Origin of the sequence: Collimonas sp. PA-H2, from assembly GCF_002564105.1 — a bacterium.
GTDB lineage: Bacteria > Pseudomonadota > Gammaproteobacteria > Burkholderiales > Burkholderiaceae_D > Collimonas.
In genome coordinates, this window is record NZ_PDBX01000001.1 from 3,245,608 (window position 1) to 3,264,102 (window position 18,495).

The 18,495-nt window shown below is 55.5% G+C and carries 11 protein-coding genes, 2 tRNA genes, 3 rRNA genes and 1 riboswitch; of the genes, 13 read left to right on the forward strand and 3 right to left on the reverse strand.

Annotated elements, in window-relative coordinates; all coding sequences use genetic code 11:
- Nucleotides 1-58 precede the first annotated feature (58 nt).
- The gene (apaG, locus tag BCF11_RS14880) at nucleotides 59-433 is read left to right on the forward strand and encodes a Co2+/Mg2+ efflux protein ApaG (protein WP_098495417.1); all 375 of its coding nucleotides are present in this window, start codon (nucleotides 59-61) and stop codon (nucleotides 431-433) included.
- A 184-nt stretch (nucleotides 434-617) separates the two neighbouring features.
- A complete protein-coding gene (locus BCF11_RS14885) occupies nucleotides 618-1,814 on the forward strand; it encodes a murein transglycosylase A (RefSeq protein ID WP_098495418.1) in 1,197 nt (398 codons plus the stop codon).
- A 129-nt stretch (nucleotides 1,815-1,943) separates the two neighbouring features.
- Here BCF11_RS14885 and BCF11_RS14890 read toward each other — a convergent pair whose 3' ends face one another.
- Nucleotides 1,944-2,381 carry a universal stress protein gene (locus BCF11_RS14890; protein ID WP_098495419.1) on the reverse strand — a complete coding sequence of 146 codons (438 nt, stop codon included), beginning with the start codon at nucleotides 2,379-2,381 and terminating at the stop codon, nucleotides 1,944-1,946.
- Between the two features lie 232 nt (nucleotides 2,382-2,613).
- Between BCF11_RS14890 and BCF11_RS14895 the strand changes: the two genes are divergently transcribed.
- From BCF11_RS14895 to BCF11_RS14940, 10 genes are all read left to right on the forward strand, one after another.
- A complete protein-coding gene (locus BCF11_RS14895; RefSeq protein WP_098495420.1) occupies nucleotides 2,614-3,390 on the forward strand; it encodes an enoyl-CoA hydratase in 777 nt (258 codons plus the stop codon).
- A 486-nt stretch (nucleotides 3,391-3,876) separates the two neighbouring features.
- Nucleotides 3,877-5,409, forward strand: a 16S ribosomal RNA gene (locus BCF11_RS14900).
- Nucleotides 5,410-5,532: 123 nt separating this feature from the next.
- A tRNA-Ile gene (locus BCF11_RS14905) sits at nucleotides 5,533-5,609 on the forward strand.
- Nucleotides 5,610-5,618: 9 nt separating this feature from the next.
- A tRNA-Ala gene (locus BCF11_RS14910) sits at nucleotides 5,619-5,694 on the forward strand.
- 331 nt (nucleotides 5,695-6,025) lie between these two features.
- Nucleotides 6,026-8,898, forward strand: a 23S ribosomal RNA gene (locus BCF11_RS14915).
- Nucleotides 8,899-9,091: 193 nt separating this feature from the next.
- Nucleotides 9,092-9,204, forward strand: a 5S ribosomal RNA gene (rrf, locus tag BCF11_RS14920).
- Together the 16S, 23S and 5S rRNA genes with 2 tRNA genes alongside form the textbook arrangement of a ribosomal RNA operon.
- Before the next feature lie 169 nt (nucleotides 9,205-9,373).
- Complete coding sequence (gene ruvA / locus BCF11_RS14925) at nucleotides 9,374-9,952, forward strand: Holliday junction branch migration protein RuvA (RefSeq protein ID WP_098495421.1); 579 nt, start codon at nucleotides 9,374-9,376, stop codon at nucleotides 9,950-9,952.
- A gap of 92 nt (nucleotides 9,953-10,044) precedes the next feature.
- Nucleotides 10,045-11,103, forward strand: a complete 1,059-nt coding sequence (gene ruvB / locus BCF11_RS14930; protein WP_098495422.1) for a Holliday junction branch migration DNA helicase RuvB — start codon at nucleotides 10,045-10,047, stop codon at nucleotides 11,101-11,103.
- 43 nt (nucleotides 11,104-11,146) lie between these two features.
- A complete protein-coding gene (locus BCF11_RS14935) occupies nucleotides 11,147-11,599 on the forward strand; it encodes a YaiI/YqxD family protein (protein ID WP_098495423.1) in 453 nt (150 codons plus the stop codon).
- Between the two features lie 150 nt (nucleotides 11,600-11,749).
- A complete protein-coding gene (locus tag BCF11_RS14940; RefSeq protein WP_199110871.1) occupies nucleotides 11,750-12,592 on the forward strand; it encodes a 2-keto-4-pentenoate hydratase in 843 nt (280 codons plus the stop codon).
- 150 nt (nucleotides 12,593-12,742) lie between these two features.
- Here BCF11_RS14940 and BCF11_RS14945 read toward each other — a convergent pair whose 3' ends face one another.
- Nucleotides 12,743-13,177, reverse strand: a complete 435-nt coding sequence (locus BCF11_RS14945) for a DUF2147 domain-containing protein (RefSeq protein ID WP_369827857.1) — start codon at nucleotides 13,175-13,177, stop codon at nucleotides 12,743-12,745.
- Nucleotides 13,178-13,279: 102 nt separating this feature from the next.
- Nucleotides 13,280-16,114: a valine--tRNA ligase gene (locus tag BCF11_RS14950; protein WP_098495426.1), complete on the reverse strand. Its 2,835-nt coding sequence runs from the start codon at nucleotides 16,112-16,114 to the stop codon at nucleotides 13,280-13,282.
- A gap of 248 nt (nucleotides 16,115-16,362) precedes the next feature.
- A riboswitch (TPP riboswitch) is annotated at nucleotides 16,363-16,470 on the forward strand.
- Nucleotides 16,471-16,565: 95 nt separating this feature from the next.
- Here BCF11_RS14950 and thiC point away from each other — a divergent pair.
- Entirely contained in the window at nucleotides 16,566-18,488 is a 1,923-nt protein-coding gene (gene thiC / locus BCF11_RS14955; protein ID WP_098495427.1) for a phosphomethylpyrimidine synthase ThiC, read from the forward strand.
- Nucleotides 18,489-18,495 lie beyond the last annotated feature (7 nt).

Genomic DNA, 18,495 nt, shown 5'->3' on the forward strand with positions numbered 1-18,495 from the left:
CAATGGGCCGTCCGCTATATCTAAATCTTATATATAAGCATCAACCGAGGAAATCAGCATGGCCGCCTATGAACTCACCGTCACTGTCAGAACCCAATACCTGGAAGAGCAATCACAGCCTGACAGTTCGCACTATGTCTTTGCTTATGCGATCACGATCAAGAACACAGGCCAGGTCGCCGCGCAGCTGATTTCGCGGCACTGGGTCATCACCGACGCCAACAATCACGTGGAAGAAGTGCGCGGCCTGGGCGTGGTCGGCCATCAGCCGCTGCTGCAACCGGGCGAGCAGTTCGAATACACCAGCGGCACCTCGCTGGCGACGCCGCAGGGCTCGATGCTGGGCGAGTATTTCTGCGTAGCCGAAGACGGCGAACAGTTCGAGGCGCGCATTCCGGAATTCATCCTGTCGCTTCCACGCACCCTGCATTGAGGCATGGCGTTTTGAACTATTGGTCCTTTTTGTCGTCTTTTGGCGGTAGCGATTTGCTCGGCGGCTTTTGATCCGGGGTTTGATCCGGTTTACGGCCGGAAAACATGGTCCACCAGACAATGAATGCGAATACAAAGAAGGCGAAGCAAGCTTCGAGAGCCACTAACCACATAAAGAATCCTAAATGCTATTTAAACGTCTCAGTTTACCCGTTTCTGTATTGATTATCGGATTCAGTTTAGCTGCCTGCACCACCACGTCCCTTACTCCTCCGCCGCAGGAAACGCCGCGCCCGGGCGTAGCGCCCGCCGTGCCATCGGCCGCCCCTGGCGCCAACCTGCGCGCCACTACTTTCGCCGCCCTGCCGGGCTGGGGCAGCGATGATTTGCGCCAGGCGCTGCCGGCTTTCCTGACGTCATGCTCCACGCAGGCGCGTAAAGCCGACTGGAAAGAGCCTTGCGCCATCGCGGCCGGACTGGATGCCGGCAATGAAAAAGACATCCGCACCTTCTTCCAGTCCTTCTTTACGCCTTATCAGGTTATCAATGCCGATGGCAGCGACAATGGCCTGGTCACCGGCTATTACGAGCCGCTACTGAAGGGTTCGCGCAAGCGCGGCGGTCCTTATCAGACGCCGCTCTACCGCGCGCCGGATGATCTGATCACGGTCGACCTGGCCAGCATTTATCCGGAATTGAAAGGCTTGCGCCTGCGCGGCCGCCTGGTCGGCAATAAGGTGCTGCCTTATCCAAGCCGCGCCGAGCTGGATAAGTCCGGCGCCCTGGCCGGCAAGGAAATCCTGTGGGTGGACGATCCCATCGATGCCTTCTTCCTGCAGGTGCAGGGTTCCGGCCGGGTGCAGATGAATGACGGCAGCAGCATTGTGCGGGTCGCTTATTCTGACCAGAACGGTTATCCCTACCGCTCGATCGGCCGCTACCTGGTGGATAAAGGCGAATTAACGCTGGCGCAGGCTTCGGCGCAGGGCATCAAAGGCTGGCTGGCAGCCAATCCGAGCCGCCAGCAAGAATTGTTGAACGCCAATCCGAGCTACGTTTTCTTCAAAGAGGAAAAAGTGCTGGATGCTAGCCAGGGGCCGAAAGGCGCGCAGGGCGTGCCGCTGACGCCGCTGCGCTCGATCGCGGTCGATCCGCAATTCGTGCCGCTGGGGACGCCGGTGTTCCTGGCGACCACCCAGCCGAACAGCAATACGCCTTTGCAACAGTTGGTAGTGGCGCAGGATACTGGTGGCGCGATCAAGGGCGCGGTCCGGGCCGATTTCTTCTGGGGCTTTGGCAATGAAGCCGGCGACAAGGCCGGTAGGATGAAGCAGCGCGGCACGATGTGGCTGTTGCTGCCAAAAGGGGCGCCGGCGCGCTAAATTGTTCTCTATATAGAGAGAGGGCTAATCAATGTGGAGCCGGACTTGCTGCAATGGCGATCAAGTCCGGCTAATCGCTTAATTATGCTGATGCAGCCGCGTTGTTGGTGAGCACGGGTTATGCAAGCCTTAACGCAATACCAGCACCGGAATGGTTGAATGCGCCAGCACCCGCTGGGTTTTGCTCCCAAGAAATAGTCGGCTGAGGCCGCTGCGCCCGTGTGAAGCCATGAAAATCGCATCGCAATGGTGTTTTTCGGCGGCGCTGATGATTTCCTCGTCGGGATTGAAAGCCTGGGCCGTCAGCATTTCGCAGGATACGCCGGCGTTCTTGGCGGCGTCGGCGACTTTCTGTACATTCAGCTTGGCCAGCGCCAGCATGTTTTCTTCATAAGTGCCGGGGTCGGTCGCCATGCTGCTTTCCGCCATCGGCGAGAATGGATAAGGTTCGGCAACCGAGAGGGCGAGGATCCTGCCACCGCTGAATTTTGCAAATTCAATCGCTGTATTGATGGCCTTTTCCGACAAATGAGAGCCGTCGGTGGGTACAAGAATGGTTTTGAACATGGCTTGCCTCCTTCCAGTAAAAGGGGTGTCGGTCAAAATCTGGCGATCTCGTCGGTAATATAGCTACTTCCTACGCATATATAGTATAGACAATGCACAAATTGAAAGATTCCTTAGGGCGGCCGCATTGTGGATTTGCAATATAGCCATCCTAAACCTTATCTGACTTAGCGGCGCTACAATTAAGCCGATTCAACATGCGTAATCAACATACATAAAGATAGGATCTGTAATGACATACGAAAACATTCTGGTTGAGACCCAAGGAAAAGTTGGTCTGATCCATCTGAATCGCCCGAAAGCCCTGAACGCCCTGAATGACCAGTTGATGACCGAGCTGGGCCAGGCTTTGCTCAAGTTCGATGCCGATCCCGATATCGGCTGCATCGTCCTGACCGGGAGCGACAAGGCTTTCGCCGCCGGCGCCGACATCGGCGGCATGGCGGAGCTGAGCTATATGGATGTCTTCAAAGGCGATTACATCACCCGCAACTGGGAACAGATCCGCGGCGTGCGCAAGCCGGTGATTGCTGCCGTAGCGGGTTTCGCTCTGGGCGGCGGCTGCGAGCTGGCGATGATGTGCGATTTCATCATCGCCGCCGACAACGCCAAGTTCGGCCAGCCGGAAATCAAGCTGGGCATCATCCCCGGCGCCGGCGGTACACAGCGCTTGCCGCGCGCCATATCGAAGTCGAAGGCGATGGACATGTGCCTGACCGCCCGCATGATGGATGCCGCCGAAGCCGAGCGCGCCGGCCTGGTGTCGCGCGTGGTGCCGCTGGAACGGCTGCTGCAGGAAGCCTTGGAAGCGGCGATCGTGATTTCCTCGATGTCGCTGCCGGCAGTGATGATGATCAAGGAATCGGTCAACCGCGCCTATGAAACCACCCTGGCGGAGGGCATCAATTATGAGCGCCGCCTGTTCCACAGCACCTTCGCTACAGAAGACCAGAAGGAAGGCATGCAAGCGTTCCTGGGCAAGCGTCTGCCTGTTTTTAAAAATATTTAACAAAGTGCTTGCCACCAACGGGAGGGGTTGCTATAGTTCGCCTCCCGTTGAGAACGACGCGAAAGAAGCGAAGCAGCAGCAAGGAATTGAGGCTGATTTGAGCGCGAAGTTTGAGGGGAAAAAAGCGGGTTGCAGGTTGTGTTGGAAGTAAAAAGTTTTTCGGTGAGAAGTAAAAAAGTAGTTGACGAAAAACTTGAAACGCTACATAATCTCATCTCTCTGCTGCTGACAAACAAAACGATTTGACAGCGACGCGAACCGGTAAGACGGTGACGCGAAGTAGAAGGTTCTTTAACAATTAACAGTCGATAAGTGTGGGCGTTTGATGGAAGTGCAGCGCTGCTGATGTAAATCAGGAGCGTATAACTTAAAACATTAAATGTTCACAAAAGAAGAAAATAGGCGCTTCTGCAAAGAAGTGGCCTGTCAGTATTTTGAGTGAGCGATAGCAGAGATGCTAGGCAGCAATGCCACAAAACAGAGATTGAACTGAAGAGTTTGATCCTGGCTCAGATTGAACGCTGGCGGCATGCCTTACACATGCAAGTCGAACGGTAACAGGGAGCTTGCTCCGCTGACGAGTGGCGAACGGGTGAGTAATATATCGGAACGTACCTTTGAGTGGGGGATAACTAGTCGAAAGATTAGCTAATACCGCATACGATCTACGGATGAAAGTGGGGGACCCGTAAGGGCCTCATGCTCATAGAGCGGCCGATATCTGATTAGCTAGTTGGTGAGGTAAAGGCTCACCAAGGCTTCGATCAGTAGCTGGTCTGAGAGGACGACCAGCCACACTGGGACTGAGACACGGCCCAGACTCCTACGGGAGGCAGCAGTGGGGAATTTTGGACAATGGGGGCAACCCTGATCCAGCAATGCCGCGTGAGTGAAGAAGGCCTTCGGGTTGTAAAGCTCTTTTGTCAGGGAAGAAACGGGATGTCCTAATACGATGTCCTAATGACGGTACCTGAAGAATAAGCACCGGCTAACTACGTGCCAGCAGCCGCGGTAATACGTAGGGTGCAAGCGTTAATCGGAATTACTGGGCGTAAAGCGTGCGCAGGCGGTTATGTAAGACAGGTGTGAAATCCCCGGGCTTAACCTGGGAATGGCATTTGTGACTGCATAGCTAGAGTGTGTCAGAGGGGGGTAGAATTCCACGTGTAGCAGTGAAATGCGTAGAGATGTGGAGGAATACCGATGGCGAAGGCAGCCCCCTGGGATAACACTGACGCTCATGCACGAAAGCGTGGGGAGCAAACAGGATTAGATACCCTGGTAGTCCACGCCCTAAACGATGTCTACTAGTTGTCGGGTCTTAATTGACTTGGTAACGCAGCTAACGCGTGAAGTAGACCGCCTGGGGAGTACGGTCGCAAGATTAAAACTCAAAGGAATTGACGGGGACCCGCACAAGCGGTGGATGATGTGGATTAATTCGATGCAACGCGAAAAACCTTACCTACCCTTGACATGTACAGAATCCCGAAGAGATTTGGGAGTGTTCGAAAGAAAACTGTAACACAGGTGCTGCATGGCTGTCGTCAGCTCGTGTCGTGAGATGTTGGGTTAAGTCCCGCAACGAGCGCAACCCTTGTCATTAGTTGCTACGAAAGGGCACTCTAATGAGACTGCCGGTGACAAACCGGAGGAAGGTGGGGATGACGTCAAGTCCTCATGGCCCTTATGGGTAGGGCTTCACACGTCATACAATGGTACATACAGAGGGCCGCCAACCCGCGAGGGGGAGCTAATCCCAGAAAGTGTATCGTAGTCCGGATTGTAGTCTGCAACTCGACTACATGAAGTTGGAATCGCTAGTAATCGCGGATCAGCATGTCGCGGTGAATACGTTCCCGGGTCTTGTACACACCGCCCGTCACACCATGGGAGCGGGTTTTACCAGAAGTAGGTAGCCTAACCGTAAGGAGGGCGCTTACCACGGTAGGATTCGTGACTGGGGTGAAGTCGTAACAAGGTAGCCGTATCGGAAGGTGCGGCTGGATCACCTCCTTTCTAGAGTTTGCATGAAAGTTAAGCGTCCACACTTATCGTCTGTTAATAAAGAAGAACAGGTATCGGTCAAAGGCTGCGGCGTGAAAGCGCTGGAGTTGATGGTAGGCTCGTACTGATCCAAGCGGGTCTGTAGCTCAGTTGGTTAGAGCACCGTGTTGATAACGCGGGGGTCGTTGGTTCGAGCCCAACCAGACCCACCATAAAGTTTCGGGGGTTTAGCTCAGCTGGGAGAGCACCTGCTTTGCAAGCAGGGGGTCGTCGGTTCGATCCCGTCAACCTCCACCAAGTTTCCTTGGTGAGAAGAAGCAAGAAATATCAAACCTAAGTCGGCGCAGTAGCGCGCTGGGATTTAGGTTTGGTCTTTTTAAGATCACTGGTTTTACCGTTCTTTAACAATCTAGAAGAAGTAGTAAAGATTCGTCCATGACAAGACATTGTTGTGGATGGGTATGATTGTATCAAATCAAAAAGTATGTAAAGAGTTCTCAAAAGACTCCATGGGCGCAAGCTGCATGGAGAATGCGATAACACTTTGGATACGGCAAACGCTAAACTCATAGAAATACCTCTATAACCGCTTTTTAGCTGTGAACGCAGCTAGAGGCTAAAGTTATAGGGACAAGTGAATAAGTGCACATGGTGGATGCCTTGGCGATATCAGGCGATGAAGGACGTAGTAGCTTGCGATAAGCTGCGGGGAGCTAGCAAACAAGCTTTGATCCGCAGATTTCCGAATGGGGAAACCCGGCCCTAGTGGTCATTGCAACCTGAATACATAGGGTTGCAAAGCGAACGCGGCGAACTGAAACATCTAAGTAGCTGCAGGAAAAGAAATCAACCGAGATTCCCAAAGTAGTGGCGAGCGAAATGGGAACAGCCGCAAGTTTTAGCAGTGGACATAGTAGAACGACTTGGAAACGTCGGCCATAGAGGGTGATAGCCCCTTATACGAAATGATCATTGTGGAACTAAGCTTGCAACAAGTAGGGCGGGACACGTGTAATCCTGTCTGAACATGGGGGGACCATCCTCCAAGGCTAAATACTCGATATCGACCGATAGTGAACCAGTACCGTGAGGGAAAGGCGAAAAGAACCCCGGAAGGGGAGTGAAATAGATCCTGAAACCGTGTGCATACAAACAGTAGGAGCGGACTTGTTCCGTGACTGCGTACCTTTTGTATAATGGGTCAGCGACTTACATTCAGTGGCAAGCTTAACCGTATAGGGAAGGCGTAGAGAAATCGAGTCCGAATAGGGCGTTCAGTCGCTGGGTGTAGACCCGAAACCAAGTGATCTACTCATGGCCAGGATGAAGGTGCGGTAACACGCACTGGAGGTCCGAACCCACTAATGTTGAAAAATTAGGGGATGAGCTGTGGGTAGGGGTGAAAGGCTAAACAAACTTGGAAATAGCTGGTTCTCTCCGAAAACTATTTAGGTAGTGCCTCAAGTATCACCATCGGGGGTAGAGCACTGTTATGGCTAGGGGGTCATCGAGACTTACCAAACCATTGCAAACTCCGAATACCGATGAGTGCGAGCTTGGGAGACAGACGCCGGGTGCTAACGTCCGACGTCAAGAGGGAAACAACCCAGACCGCCAGCTAAGGTCCCAAAGATTGGCTAAGTGGCAAACGAAGTGGGAAGGCTAAAACAGTCAGGAGGTTGGCTTAGAAGCAGCCATCCTTTAAAGAAAGCGTAATAGCTCACTGATCGAGTCGTCCTGCGCGGAAGATGTAACGGGGCTAAGCCAGTCACCGAAGCTGCGGATATCCGTAAGGATATGGTAGGAGAGCGTTCTGTAAGCCTGCGAAGGTGTCTTGTAAAGGATGCTGGAGGTATCAGAAGTGCGAATGCTGACATGAGTAGCGATAATGGGGGTGAAAAGCCCCCACGCCGTAAGCCCAAGGTTTCCTGTTCAACGTTCATCGGAGCAGGGTGAGTCGGCCCCTAAGGCGAGGCAGAGATGCGTAGCTGATGGGAAGCAGGTTAATATTCCTGCACCGTCGTTAGATGCGATGGGGGGACGGATCGCGGAAGGTTGTCCGGGTGTTGGAAGTCCCGGTTCCTATATCACAGAAGGCTGTTAGGCAAATCCGGCAGCGTAATTCAAGGGTATGGGACGAGCCAATTTATTGGTGAAGCAATCGGAAGTGGTTCCAAGAAAAGCCTCTAAGCTTCAGTCTAACGAGACCGTACCGCAAACCGACACAGGTGGGCGAGATGAGTATTCTAAGGCGCTTGAGAGAACTCGGGAGAAGGAACTCGGCAAATTTGTACCGTAACTTCGGGATAAGGTACGCCCCGGTAGTTTGACTGGCCTGCGCCAGAAGGACGAAAGGGCTGCAATAAAAAGGTGGCTGCGACTGTTTAATAAAAACACAGCACTCTGCAAACACGAAAGTGGACGTATAGGGTGTGACGCCTGCCCGGTGCTGGAAGATTAAATGATGGGGTGCAAGCTCTTGATTGAAGTCCCAGTAAACGGCGGCCGTAACTATAACGGTCCTAAGGTAGCGAAATTCCTTGTCGGGTAAGTTCCGACCTGCACGAATGGCGTAACGATGGCCACACTGTCTCCTCCCGAGACTCAGCGAAGTTGAAATGTTTGTGATGATGCAATCTACCCGCGGCTAGACGGAAAGACCCCATGAACCTTTACTGTAGCTTTGCATTGGACTTTGAACCAATCTGTGTAGGATAGGTGGGAGGCTTTGAAGCGGGGACGCTAGTTCTCGTGGAGCCAACCTTGAAATACCACCCTGGTTTGTTTGAGGTTCTAACCTTGGTCCGTTATCCGGATCGGGGACAGTGCATGGTAGGCAGTTTGACTGGGGCGGTCTCCTCCCAAAGTGTAACGGAGGAGTTCGAAGGTACGCTAGGTACGGTCGGACATCGTGCTAATAGTGCAATGGCATAAGCGTGCTTAACTGCGAGACTGACAAGTCGAGCAGGTACGAAAGTAGGACATAGTGATCCGGTGGTTCTGTATGGAAGGGCCATCGCTCAACGGATAAAAGGTACTCTGGGGATAACAGGCTGATTCCTCCCAAGAGTTCATATCGACGGGGGAGTTTGGCACCTCGATGTCGGCTCATCACATCCTGGGGCTGTAGCCGGTCCCAAGGGTATGGCTGTTCGCCATTTAAAGTGGTACGTGAGCTGGGTTTAAAACGTCGTGAGACAGTTTGGTCCCTATCTGCCGTGGGCGTTGGAAATTTGAAGGGGGCTGCTCCTAGTACGAGAGGACCGGAGTGGACGAACCTCTGGTGTACCGGTTGTCACGCCAGTGGCATTGCCGGGTAGCTAAGTTCGGAAGAGATAACCGCTGAAAGCATCTAAGCGGGAAACTTGCCTTAAGATGATATTTCCCGGGAACTAGATTCCCCTAAAGGGTCGTTCGAGACCAGGACGTTGATAGGTCAGGTGTGGAAGCGTAGTAATACGTTAAGCTAACTGATACTAATTGCCCGTGAGGCTTGTCCCTATAACCTTAGCAGGTTATATGATGAGCTTTTTTGTTTGCCTAGGTGACTATCCATCAAAGATAGCAACACCGTTTGGACATTCATACCCAACCGGGCTCACTCACCCTAGTGAGCTCGGTATAAAAAACTACTTCTTCTAGATTGCGTTGTTTGTTGCTCCTACTGGAGAACAAGCAGCGGTTACAAGTTATGCCTGATGACCATAGCGATTTGGTACCACCCCTTCCCATCCCGAACAGGACCGTGAAACGAATTTGCGCCGATGATAGTGCTGCAACCAGTGTGAAAGTAGGTCATCGTCAGGCTTTTATTAAAAAACCCTCTGCAACTTACCTTGCAGAGGGTTTTTGCTTTGCGCGGAAATTATGCGTTTCTCTTCATTTCCTGCAATTTCCGCATTCCCGCAAGAAAACTACTGTGTTTTTAACCAGTTGTCCTGTATGATTCATTGATTCACATTAAGGCCATACCGCGATGATAGGTCGTCTTTCAGGCATTCTGCTCGAAAAAAATCCACCCCAACTGCTGATCGACTGCAACGGCGTCGGTTACGAGGTTGGGGTGCCGATGAGCACTTTCTATAATCTGCCGGGACTCGGCGAAAAAATCGCCTTGCTGACGCATCTGGCGATACGCGAAGATGCTCATGTGCTGTACGGTTTTGGCACAGCCGAAGAACGCAACGTCTTCAAGCAGTTGATCAAGATCAGCGGCGTCGGCGCCCGTACTGCGCTTTCGATCCTGTCCGGTATGTCAGTGCAGGATCTGGCCCAGGCCGTCACCTTGCAGGAAGCCGGACGGCTGACCAAAGTGCCCGGCATCGGCAAGAAAACCGCGGAGCGCTTGCTGCTGGAGCTGAAAGGCAAGCTGGGCGCGGATCTGGGACCGATCGGCAGCCCTCATGGCAGCGATGCCAGCGGCGATATTCTGAATGCCCTGATCGCGCTCGGCTATTCGGACAAGGAAGCCATGCTGGCGCTCAAGCAGCTGCCGCCCGAGGCTACCGTGTCGGAAGGTATCAAACTGGCATTGAAAGCGCTCTCCAAGCTGTAGGGTGGCGGCACAAAGCAGGATGATTTGTCTTTTATTGGCGTAGCGTGGTTTTTTTATATATTTAATCGCCGCACACTGGCTACAATCCGAACATGAGTATCCAAACCGACGATTTCACCGAACAGCGCATCATTTCCGCCACGCCGGCATCGCCGAACGAAGAGGCGATCGAACGCGCCTTGCGGCCGAAGCAGCTGGACGAGTACGTCGGCCAGGAAAAGATACGCGATCAGCTGCAGATATTCATCACCGCCGCGCGCCAAAGGCGCGAGGCGCTCGATCACACTTTGTTGTTTGGCCCTCCGGGTCTGGGCAAGACTACGCTGGCGCACATTATCGCGCGTGAAATGGGCGTCAATCTGCGCCAGACTTCCGGTCCGGTGCTGGAGCGCGCCGGCGACCTGGCGGCGCTGCTGACCAACCTGGAAGCCAACGATGTCCTGTTCATCGACGAGATTCATCGTTTGTCGCCGGTCGTTGAAGAAATCCTGTACCCGGCGCTGGAAGATTATCAGATAGATATCATGATCGGCGAAGGTCCCGCCGCGCGCTCGGTGCGCCTCGACCTTCAGCCTTTCACCCTGGTGGGTGCGACCACGCGGGCCGGGATGCTGACCAATCCCTTGCGCGACCGTTTCGGGATCGTCGCCCGCCTCGAATTTTATACACCGCAGCAGCTGGGCAAGATCGTCACCCGCAGCGCCTCTCTGCTGGGCGCGCCCATCATGGACGATGGCGCTTTCGAGATCGCCAAGCGCAGCCGCGGCACGCCGCGTATCGCCAATCGGCTGCTGCGCCGCGTGCGCGATTATGCAGAGGTCAAAGGCAATGGCGAAATCACCAAGGCGATGGCGGATGCCGCGCTGGTCATGCTGGACGTCGATCCGGTCGGTTTCGACGTCATGGACAGGAAACTGCTGGAAGCGGTGCTGTTCAAGTTCGGTGGCGGTCCGGTCGGCCTGGACAACCTGGCGGCGGCGATCGGCGAAGAACGCGACACTATCGAAGACGTGCTGGAGCCGTATCTGATCCAGCAAGGATATTTGCAACGGACGCCGCGCGGCCGTATTGCCACACCGGCGGCTTATACGCATTTTGGCGTCAGTGCGCCGAGAACCGGACCGAACGGCGAGTTGTGGGGACAAAATTAATATCCCCTCAATCACCGGTGGAGCAACGCCGGCGCCCGCCGCCATGCAGATCTGGGTTGACGGCGATGCTTGTCCAAACGTTATCAAGGAAATCCTGTACCGGGTAGCCGAGCGCTTGCAGATCACGGTGACGCTGGTGGCCAACAAATTATTGCGCGTGCCGCCTTCGCGTTTCGTCAAGGCCGTACAGGTGCCGGCCGGCTTTGATGTCGCCGACAATGAAATTGTTCGATTATTACAAGCCGGAGACCTGGTCATCACCGCGGATATTCCGCTGGCGGCCGATGTTCTGGCAAAAGGCGGCAAAGCACTGAATCCACGGGGTGAGTTTTACACCAAGGACAACATCCAGCAGCACCTGACGATGCGTAATTTCATGGAGGAGTTACGCGGCAGCGGCGTCGAAACCGGCGGTCCGACGACCTTCAGTCAAGGCGACCGCCATTTGTTCGCATCACAGCTTGATCAGTTTTTGCAGAAATCGCGAATTCGATGATCGATTCTAATCGCGGCTGATAGCCGCATATGCGCGGGCATCGTGCCGTCCCGCGATGCAGGTGTCGAAATGCTAATATTTCGCTGCTTGTGTAAAAATTAAACGTCACAGACAATACGATAGTCTTCACTAATAGTGTGCAAGTCAACCATGCTTATGTCTACCAAAGCTAGCCGTTATGCCCATCAGCTTTTGGACGCGCGAGCGCAAGCCAAACTGATGCCCCTGCTGTCCCAGGCCGACGCCCTGTCAGTCATGGATGGCTATGAGATCGGCAAGCGGATCCTGGATGCCAGCATCGGCCAGGGTTCCAATCCGGTCGGACGCAAGCTCGGATTCTGCAACCGCAACATCTGGCAGAAATACGGCATCGCCGAATCGATCAGCGCGCCGATCTGGGCGCATATATTCGACACCACGGTGCGCTACGCCGAAGACAACCGCGGCATCCAGAGTCTGGAAGGAGCGGTGCAGCCGCGCATTGAGCCGGAAGTGGTTTTCAGCCTCGGCAGGACGCCGGCGCCCGACGCCAGCCTGGAAGAAATCGCCGATTGCATCGAATGGATGGCGCATGCCTTCGAAATCGTCGTCTGCCCTTTCCCCGACTGGAAATTCGAAGCGGTCGACGCCATTGCGGCATTCGGCCTGCATGGCACCCTGATCGTCGGCGAACCGCATGTACTGTCGAGCGCGACCCGGCGCAACCTGGCCAGCATGCTGGCCAACGCCAGCGTTTCGCTTTCTTGCTGTACGGAGGATTCGGTCACCCTGTGCGGCGCCGGGTTCGGCAGCGATGTGCTGGACAGCCCGGTGCACGCCTTGTGGCATCTGCACCAGGTGCTTAACGCCCATCCTGAATTCACGCCTTTGCATGCCGGCGAGATCATCACCACCGGTACCTGGACCGATGCCTATCCGGTGCAGGCGGGGCAGACCTGGGTCACGGCGTTTTCCGGCATCGCCTTGCCGGGACTGACGGTGTCGTTCGTCTAGGCGACCCCGTCTGATTGCAGTACTGATAGCGCTATCGGCTTGTCGACCTGTCGATATCCATCAATCCCAGCAAATAAAAAATGCCGTTCAGCTTAAAGCTGGAACGGCATTTTTTCAGCGTCGCGGGACGCAAAATGATTCGAACAGAATTTATTCCTGACGCAGCCAGGTTTGCGTACGACCCAGCATAGGTACGCCGATATAGCCGCGCACATCCAGTTTCGCGCCATTGTCCTGCAGCGTCATCTTGCTCTTGTAGAGCTTGCCGTTATCCGGATCGAGAATCTTGCCGCCGTTGTATTCGTTGCCATCCTTTTGCATGCCGGTGATGATGGTCATGCCGAGGATAGGCTGATCCTTCAGCTCGCCTTCGCATTTGACGCATTTTGGATTCTGGTCCTGGTCCGGATCGCGCAGCAGTTTTTCGATCTTCCCGCTGAGGACGCCGTTGGATTCGGTGATGCGTATCAGCGCCTTTGGTTTGCCGGTGTGGTCATCGATATTCTTCCACAGGCCCACCGCCGAGCTGGCGCCCTGGGCAAAGGCGCCGCCGGCCAGCAAAGCGCCGCTGGCGATTGCCGTCATTACAAGCCGCATCAAAAGTTTGTTCATGCATCGTCTCCTGGTATCTGTTAGCTGTAGCGCCGGCTGCAATGCTGCCGCCGGCGTCATCCTATTATTAAGAACTCAAGATACTTTTAATTTTGCAAACTGTTCGCGCAGTTTCTCAAGGGTACTCGAAAAACTGACCAGGCGTTCCCGCATCTGCGCAACCACCTGTGCCGGTGCTCTTGCCACAAAGCTCTCATTGCTCAGCTGGGTCTCGGCCTTCGCCATCTCACCCTCGATACGAGTGATTTCCTTGCCCAAACGTTCCCGTTCAGCTGCAACATCAATTTCTACTTTGAGCAGCAGCTTAGCATCGCCAACTATCGAGACCGGCGCAGGCGATTCGGGTAGAGTCTCTACTACTTGCACTTCTGATAATTTCGCCAGTGCCTGCAGGTACGGTGCAAACGACAGCAAGGTTGCCTGCTGTTCCGCCGAGCCGGCGATGATCAGCGGCACGCGCACTGCGGGCGACAATTGCATTTCGCCGCGCAGGTTGCGGCAGGCATCGGTCAGCGACTTCAGCTGGGTCATCCAGGCTTCCGCGCTGTCATCGATCTTTTCCAAGTTCGCTTCCGGATAAGGCTGGCGCATGATGGAATCGCCGGCCGCATCCAACGTCTTGCCGGTCAGCGGCGCCACGCTTTGCCACAATGCCTCGGTGACGAAGGGGATGATCGGATGCGCCAGGCGCAGCACCACTTCCAGTACGCGCAGCAAGGTACGGCGGGTAGCGCGCTGCTGCGCTTCGTTGCCTTGCTGGATCTGCACCTTGGCGACTTCCAGGTACCAGTCGCAGTATTCATCCCAGACGAATTTATAGATGGACGAAGCGATATTGTCGAAGCGGTAGTCGGCAAAACCCTTGGCGACTTCGGCTTCGGTGCGCTGCAGGAGCGACACGATCCAGCGGTCGGCTTGCGAGAATTGCAGGTTTTCCTTGTCGCACACGCCTGGCGTATGGCCTTCGAAACCGCAGTCCTTGCCCTCGGTGTTCATCAGCACGAAGCGGGTGGCATTCCACAGCTTGTTGCAGAAGTTGCGGTAGCCGTCGCAGCGGCCAAGGTCGAAATTGATGTTGCGGCCCAGCGTCGCCAGCGAGGCGAAAGTGAAGCGCAGCGCATCGGTGCCGAAGGCCGGAATGCCGTCGGCAAATTCCTTGCGGGTGGCCTTGGCGATGCTGTCTGCCTGCTTCGGATTCATCAGGCCGACGGTGCGCTTGGCGACCAGGTCTTCCAGCGTGATGCCGTCGATCAGGTCGATAGGGTCGAGCGTATTGCCCTTCGATTTGGACATTTTCTGGCCATTGCCGTCGCGCACCAGGCCGTGCACATACACGGTCTTGAACGGGACCTTGCCGGTAAAGTGGGTAGTCATGATGACCATCCGCGCCACCCAGAAGAAGATGATGTCGAAGCCGGTGACCAGCACCGACGACGGCAGGAACATCTTGTAGTCAGGCGTTTCTTCCGGCCAGCCGAGGGTCGAGAACGGCACCAGCGCCGATGAGAACCAGGTATCCAGCACATCGTCGTCGCGCCTCAGCGCGCCGGTATAGCCGGCAGCAGCAGCCTTGGCCTGCGCTTCCGCTTCATTGCGGGCGACATAGATCTTGCCGTCGTCGGCATACCAGGCTGGGATCTGATGGCCCCACCACAGCTGGCGCGAAATACACCAGTCCTGGATATTGTTGAGCCACTGGTTGTAGGTGTTGTTCCAGTTTTCCGGAATCATCTGGATTTCGCCGTTGGCGACTTTTTCCAGCGCCACTTCGGTAATCGATTTGCCCGGGAAGTGGGTGCCTTCCGGCGCCGGCTTGCTCATCGCCACGAACCACTGGTCAGTCAGCATCGGTTCGATCACCACGCCGGTGCGGTCGCCGCGCGGCACCATCAGCTTGTGCGGCTTGACCGATTCCAGCAAACCTTGGGCATCCAGATCGGCAACGATCTGTTTGCGCGCTACGAAGCGATCCATGCCCTGGTATTGGGCGGGGCCGTTTTCATTGATCTTCGCGTCCAGCGTCAGGATCGTGATTTGCGCCAGTTGATGCCGTTGTCCTACTGCATAGTCGTTGAAGTCGTGGGCCGGCGTGATCTTCACGCAACCAGTGCCGAATTCCTTGTCGACATAGCTATCCGCGATGATCGGGATTTCGCGGTCGGTCAATGGCAGCTTGAGCATCTTGCCGACCAGGTGGATATAACGTTCGTCAGTCGGATCGACGGCTACCGCGACGTCGCCCAACAGGGTTTCCGGACGTGTTGTCGCCACTGTCAGATGGCCGCTGCCATCGGCGAACGGATAGTGGATATGCCACATCGAACCGTCTTCTTCTTCCGACAGCACTTCCAGTTCCGAAATCGCCGTGCCCAGCACCGGATCCCAGTTGACCAGGCGCTTGCCACGATAGATCAAACCTTGTTCGAACAGACGCACGAACACTTCCACCACGGTGCCGGACAGCTTGTCGTCCATCGTGAAGTATTCGCGGCTCCAGTCGGTGGAGGCGCCCATGCGGCGCATCTGGCCGGTAATGGTGGAGCCGGATTTTTCTTTCCACTCCCAGACTTTCTCGACGAATTTCTCGCGGCCGAGGTCATGGCGCGATACCTTTTGCGCATCGAGCTGCCGCTCGACCACGATTTGCGTGGCGATGCCGGCGTGATCGGTGCCGGGAATCCATGCCGTGTTATAGCCGCGCATGCGGTGATAACGGGTCAGGCCATCCATGATGGTCTGGTTGAAGGCGTGCCCCATGTGTAGCGTGCCGGTCACGTTGGGCGGCGGCAACTGAATACTGAAGGATGGCTTGTCGGCGTCGGTGGTGGCGGTGTAGTACCCGCGCTTTTCCCATTCCGTGCGCCAGAATTGTTCAATCTCGGCAGGGTCGAAAGACTTGGCTAATTCCATGATTTATTGGGGTTCTTTGCTAAAGCGATCTAAAACGATGATTATAAAGTACGCAGCCGGATGGCTCCTAACATTGGCGGCCGGGAGGCATGGTTTTTTGACGTAAAGACAATCGTGTGGACGGATTTGCCACGGAAGCCGCCTTCTATACTTGATCCGGGATAAGGAAACCCGGATTTTCGATATACCGCAAGTCGATTGCGGGTGTAAAATCCTTTCCGCTGCCTCGGGATTCAAACACCGGGGCAACGCAACGCTAGGGGTCCTGATTGCTGAAATGCTAATGCAATCGGGTGAGAAATACCCTCGAACCTGATCTGGGTAATGCCAGCGAAGGGAAGCTGTCGAGAATGTTGTCGGCCGATTTACCGCTTTTTGCTGTGATTCCACCGTCAGGCTCGAAAACTCCTTTGCTGGCTCCAAGCCATGAAATACAAGCAAAGGAGCCAATATGAACGCCAACCCAAAATTCCTGTCCGCCACAGCAACGGTGGATGAAGCTGCAATCCACCCCCTGCCGAATTCCCGCAAGATCTACGTCACCGGCTCGCGCCCTGATATCCGCGTACCGATGCGGCAGATCAGCCAGTCCGATACGCCGGCTTCGTTCGGCGCCGAAAAGAATCCGCCTATCTATGTTTACGACACTTCCGGACCGTACAGCGATCCGGACGTCAAGATCGATATCCGTTCCGGTCTGGCGACGCCGCGCCTGCCGTGGATCATGGAACGCGACGACACCGAAGAACTGCCAGGCCCAAGCTCGGAATACGGCATCGAGCGCCTCAACGATCCGAAGCTGGCGGAACTGCGCTTCAACCTGCACCGCAAGCCGCGCCGCGCCATGGCCGGCAAGAACGTCTCGCAGATGCACTATGCACGCCAGGGCATCGTCACGCCGGAAATGGAATTCGTGGCGATCCGCGAAAACATGCGCCGCAAGGAATACCTGGAAGAGCTGAAAGCCTCCGGCCCGATGGGCAACAAGCTGGCCGAGCTGATGGGCCGTCAGCATCCGGGCCAGTCGTTCGGCGCTTCGTTGCCGGCCGCAGGTGATTTCGTCACGCCAGAATTCGTGCGCGACGAAATCGCCCGCGGCCGCGCCATCATTCCTGCCAACATCAACCACCCGGAAATCGAACCGATGATCATCGGCCGCAATTTCCTGGTCAAGATCAACGCCAATATCGGCAACTCCGCGGTGACGTCGTCGATCGGCGAAGAAGTCGAAAAAATGACCTGGGCGATCCGCTGGGGCGGCGACAACGTGATGGACCTGTCGACCGGCAAGCACATCCACGAAACGCGCGAATGGATCATCCGCAATTCGCCGGTGCCGATCGGCACCGTGCCGATTTATCAGGCGCTGGAAAAGGTCAACGGCAAGGCGGAAGACCTGACCTGGGAAATCTTCCGCGATACGCTGATCGAACAAGCCGAGCAGGGCGTCGACTACTTCACCATCCATGCCGGCGTGCGTTTGCAATACGTGCCGATGACCGCCAAGCGCCTGACCGGCATCGTCAGCCGTGGCGGCTCCATCATGGCCAAGTGGTGCCTGGCGCATCACCGCGAATCCTTCCTCTACGATCATTTCGAAGACATCTGCGAAATCATGAAAGCCTACGACGTCAGCTTCAGCCTCGGCGACGGCCTGCGTCCGGGGTCGATCTATGACGCCAACGACGAAGCGCAGCTGGGCGAACTGAAGACCCTGGGTGAACTGACCCAGATCGCCTGGAAGCACGATGTCCAGGTCATGATCGAGGGCCCGGGCCACGTACCGATGCATCTGATCAAGGAAAACATGGACCTGCAGCTGGAGCAGTGCCACGAAGCGCCGTTCTACACGCTCGGACCGCTGACCACCGACATCGCACCGGGCTACGACCACATCACTTCTGGCATCGGCGCCGCCACCATCGGCTGGTACGGTACAGCGATGCTGTGCTACGTCACGCCGAAGGAGCATCTGGGCTTGCCGAACAAGGTCGACGTCAAGGACGGCATCATCACCTACAAGATCGCTGCCCATGCCGCCGATCTGGCCAAGGGCCATCCGGGCGCGCAGATCCGCGACAATGCGCTGTCGAAAGCACGCTTTGAATTCCGCTGGGAGGACCAGTTCAACATCGGCCTCGATCCGGACAAGGCGCGTGAATTCCACGATGAAACCTTGCCTAAGGATTCTGCCAAAGTGGCGCATTTCTGTTCGATGTGCGGTCCGCATTTCTGTTCGATGAAGATCACCCAGGAAGTCCGCGAATACGCTGCTGCGCAGGGCATTTCCGACATCGCCGCGCTGAAGCAGGGGATGGAAGTGAAAGCCATCGAGTTCGTCAAGAACGGCGCGGAAATCTACAGCAAGCAGTGAGGCCGTG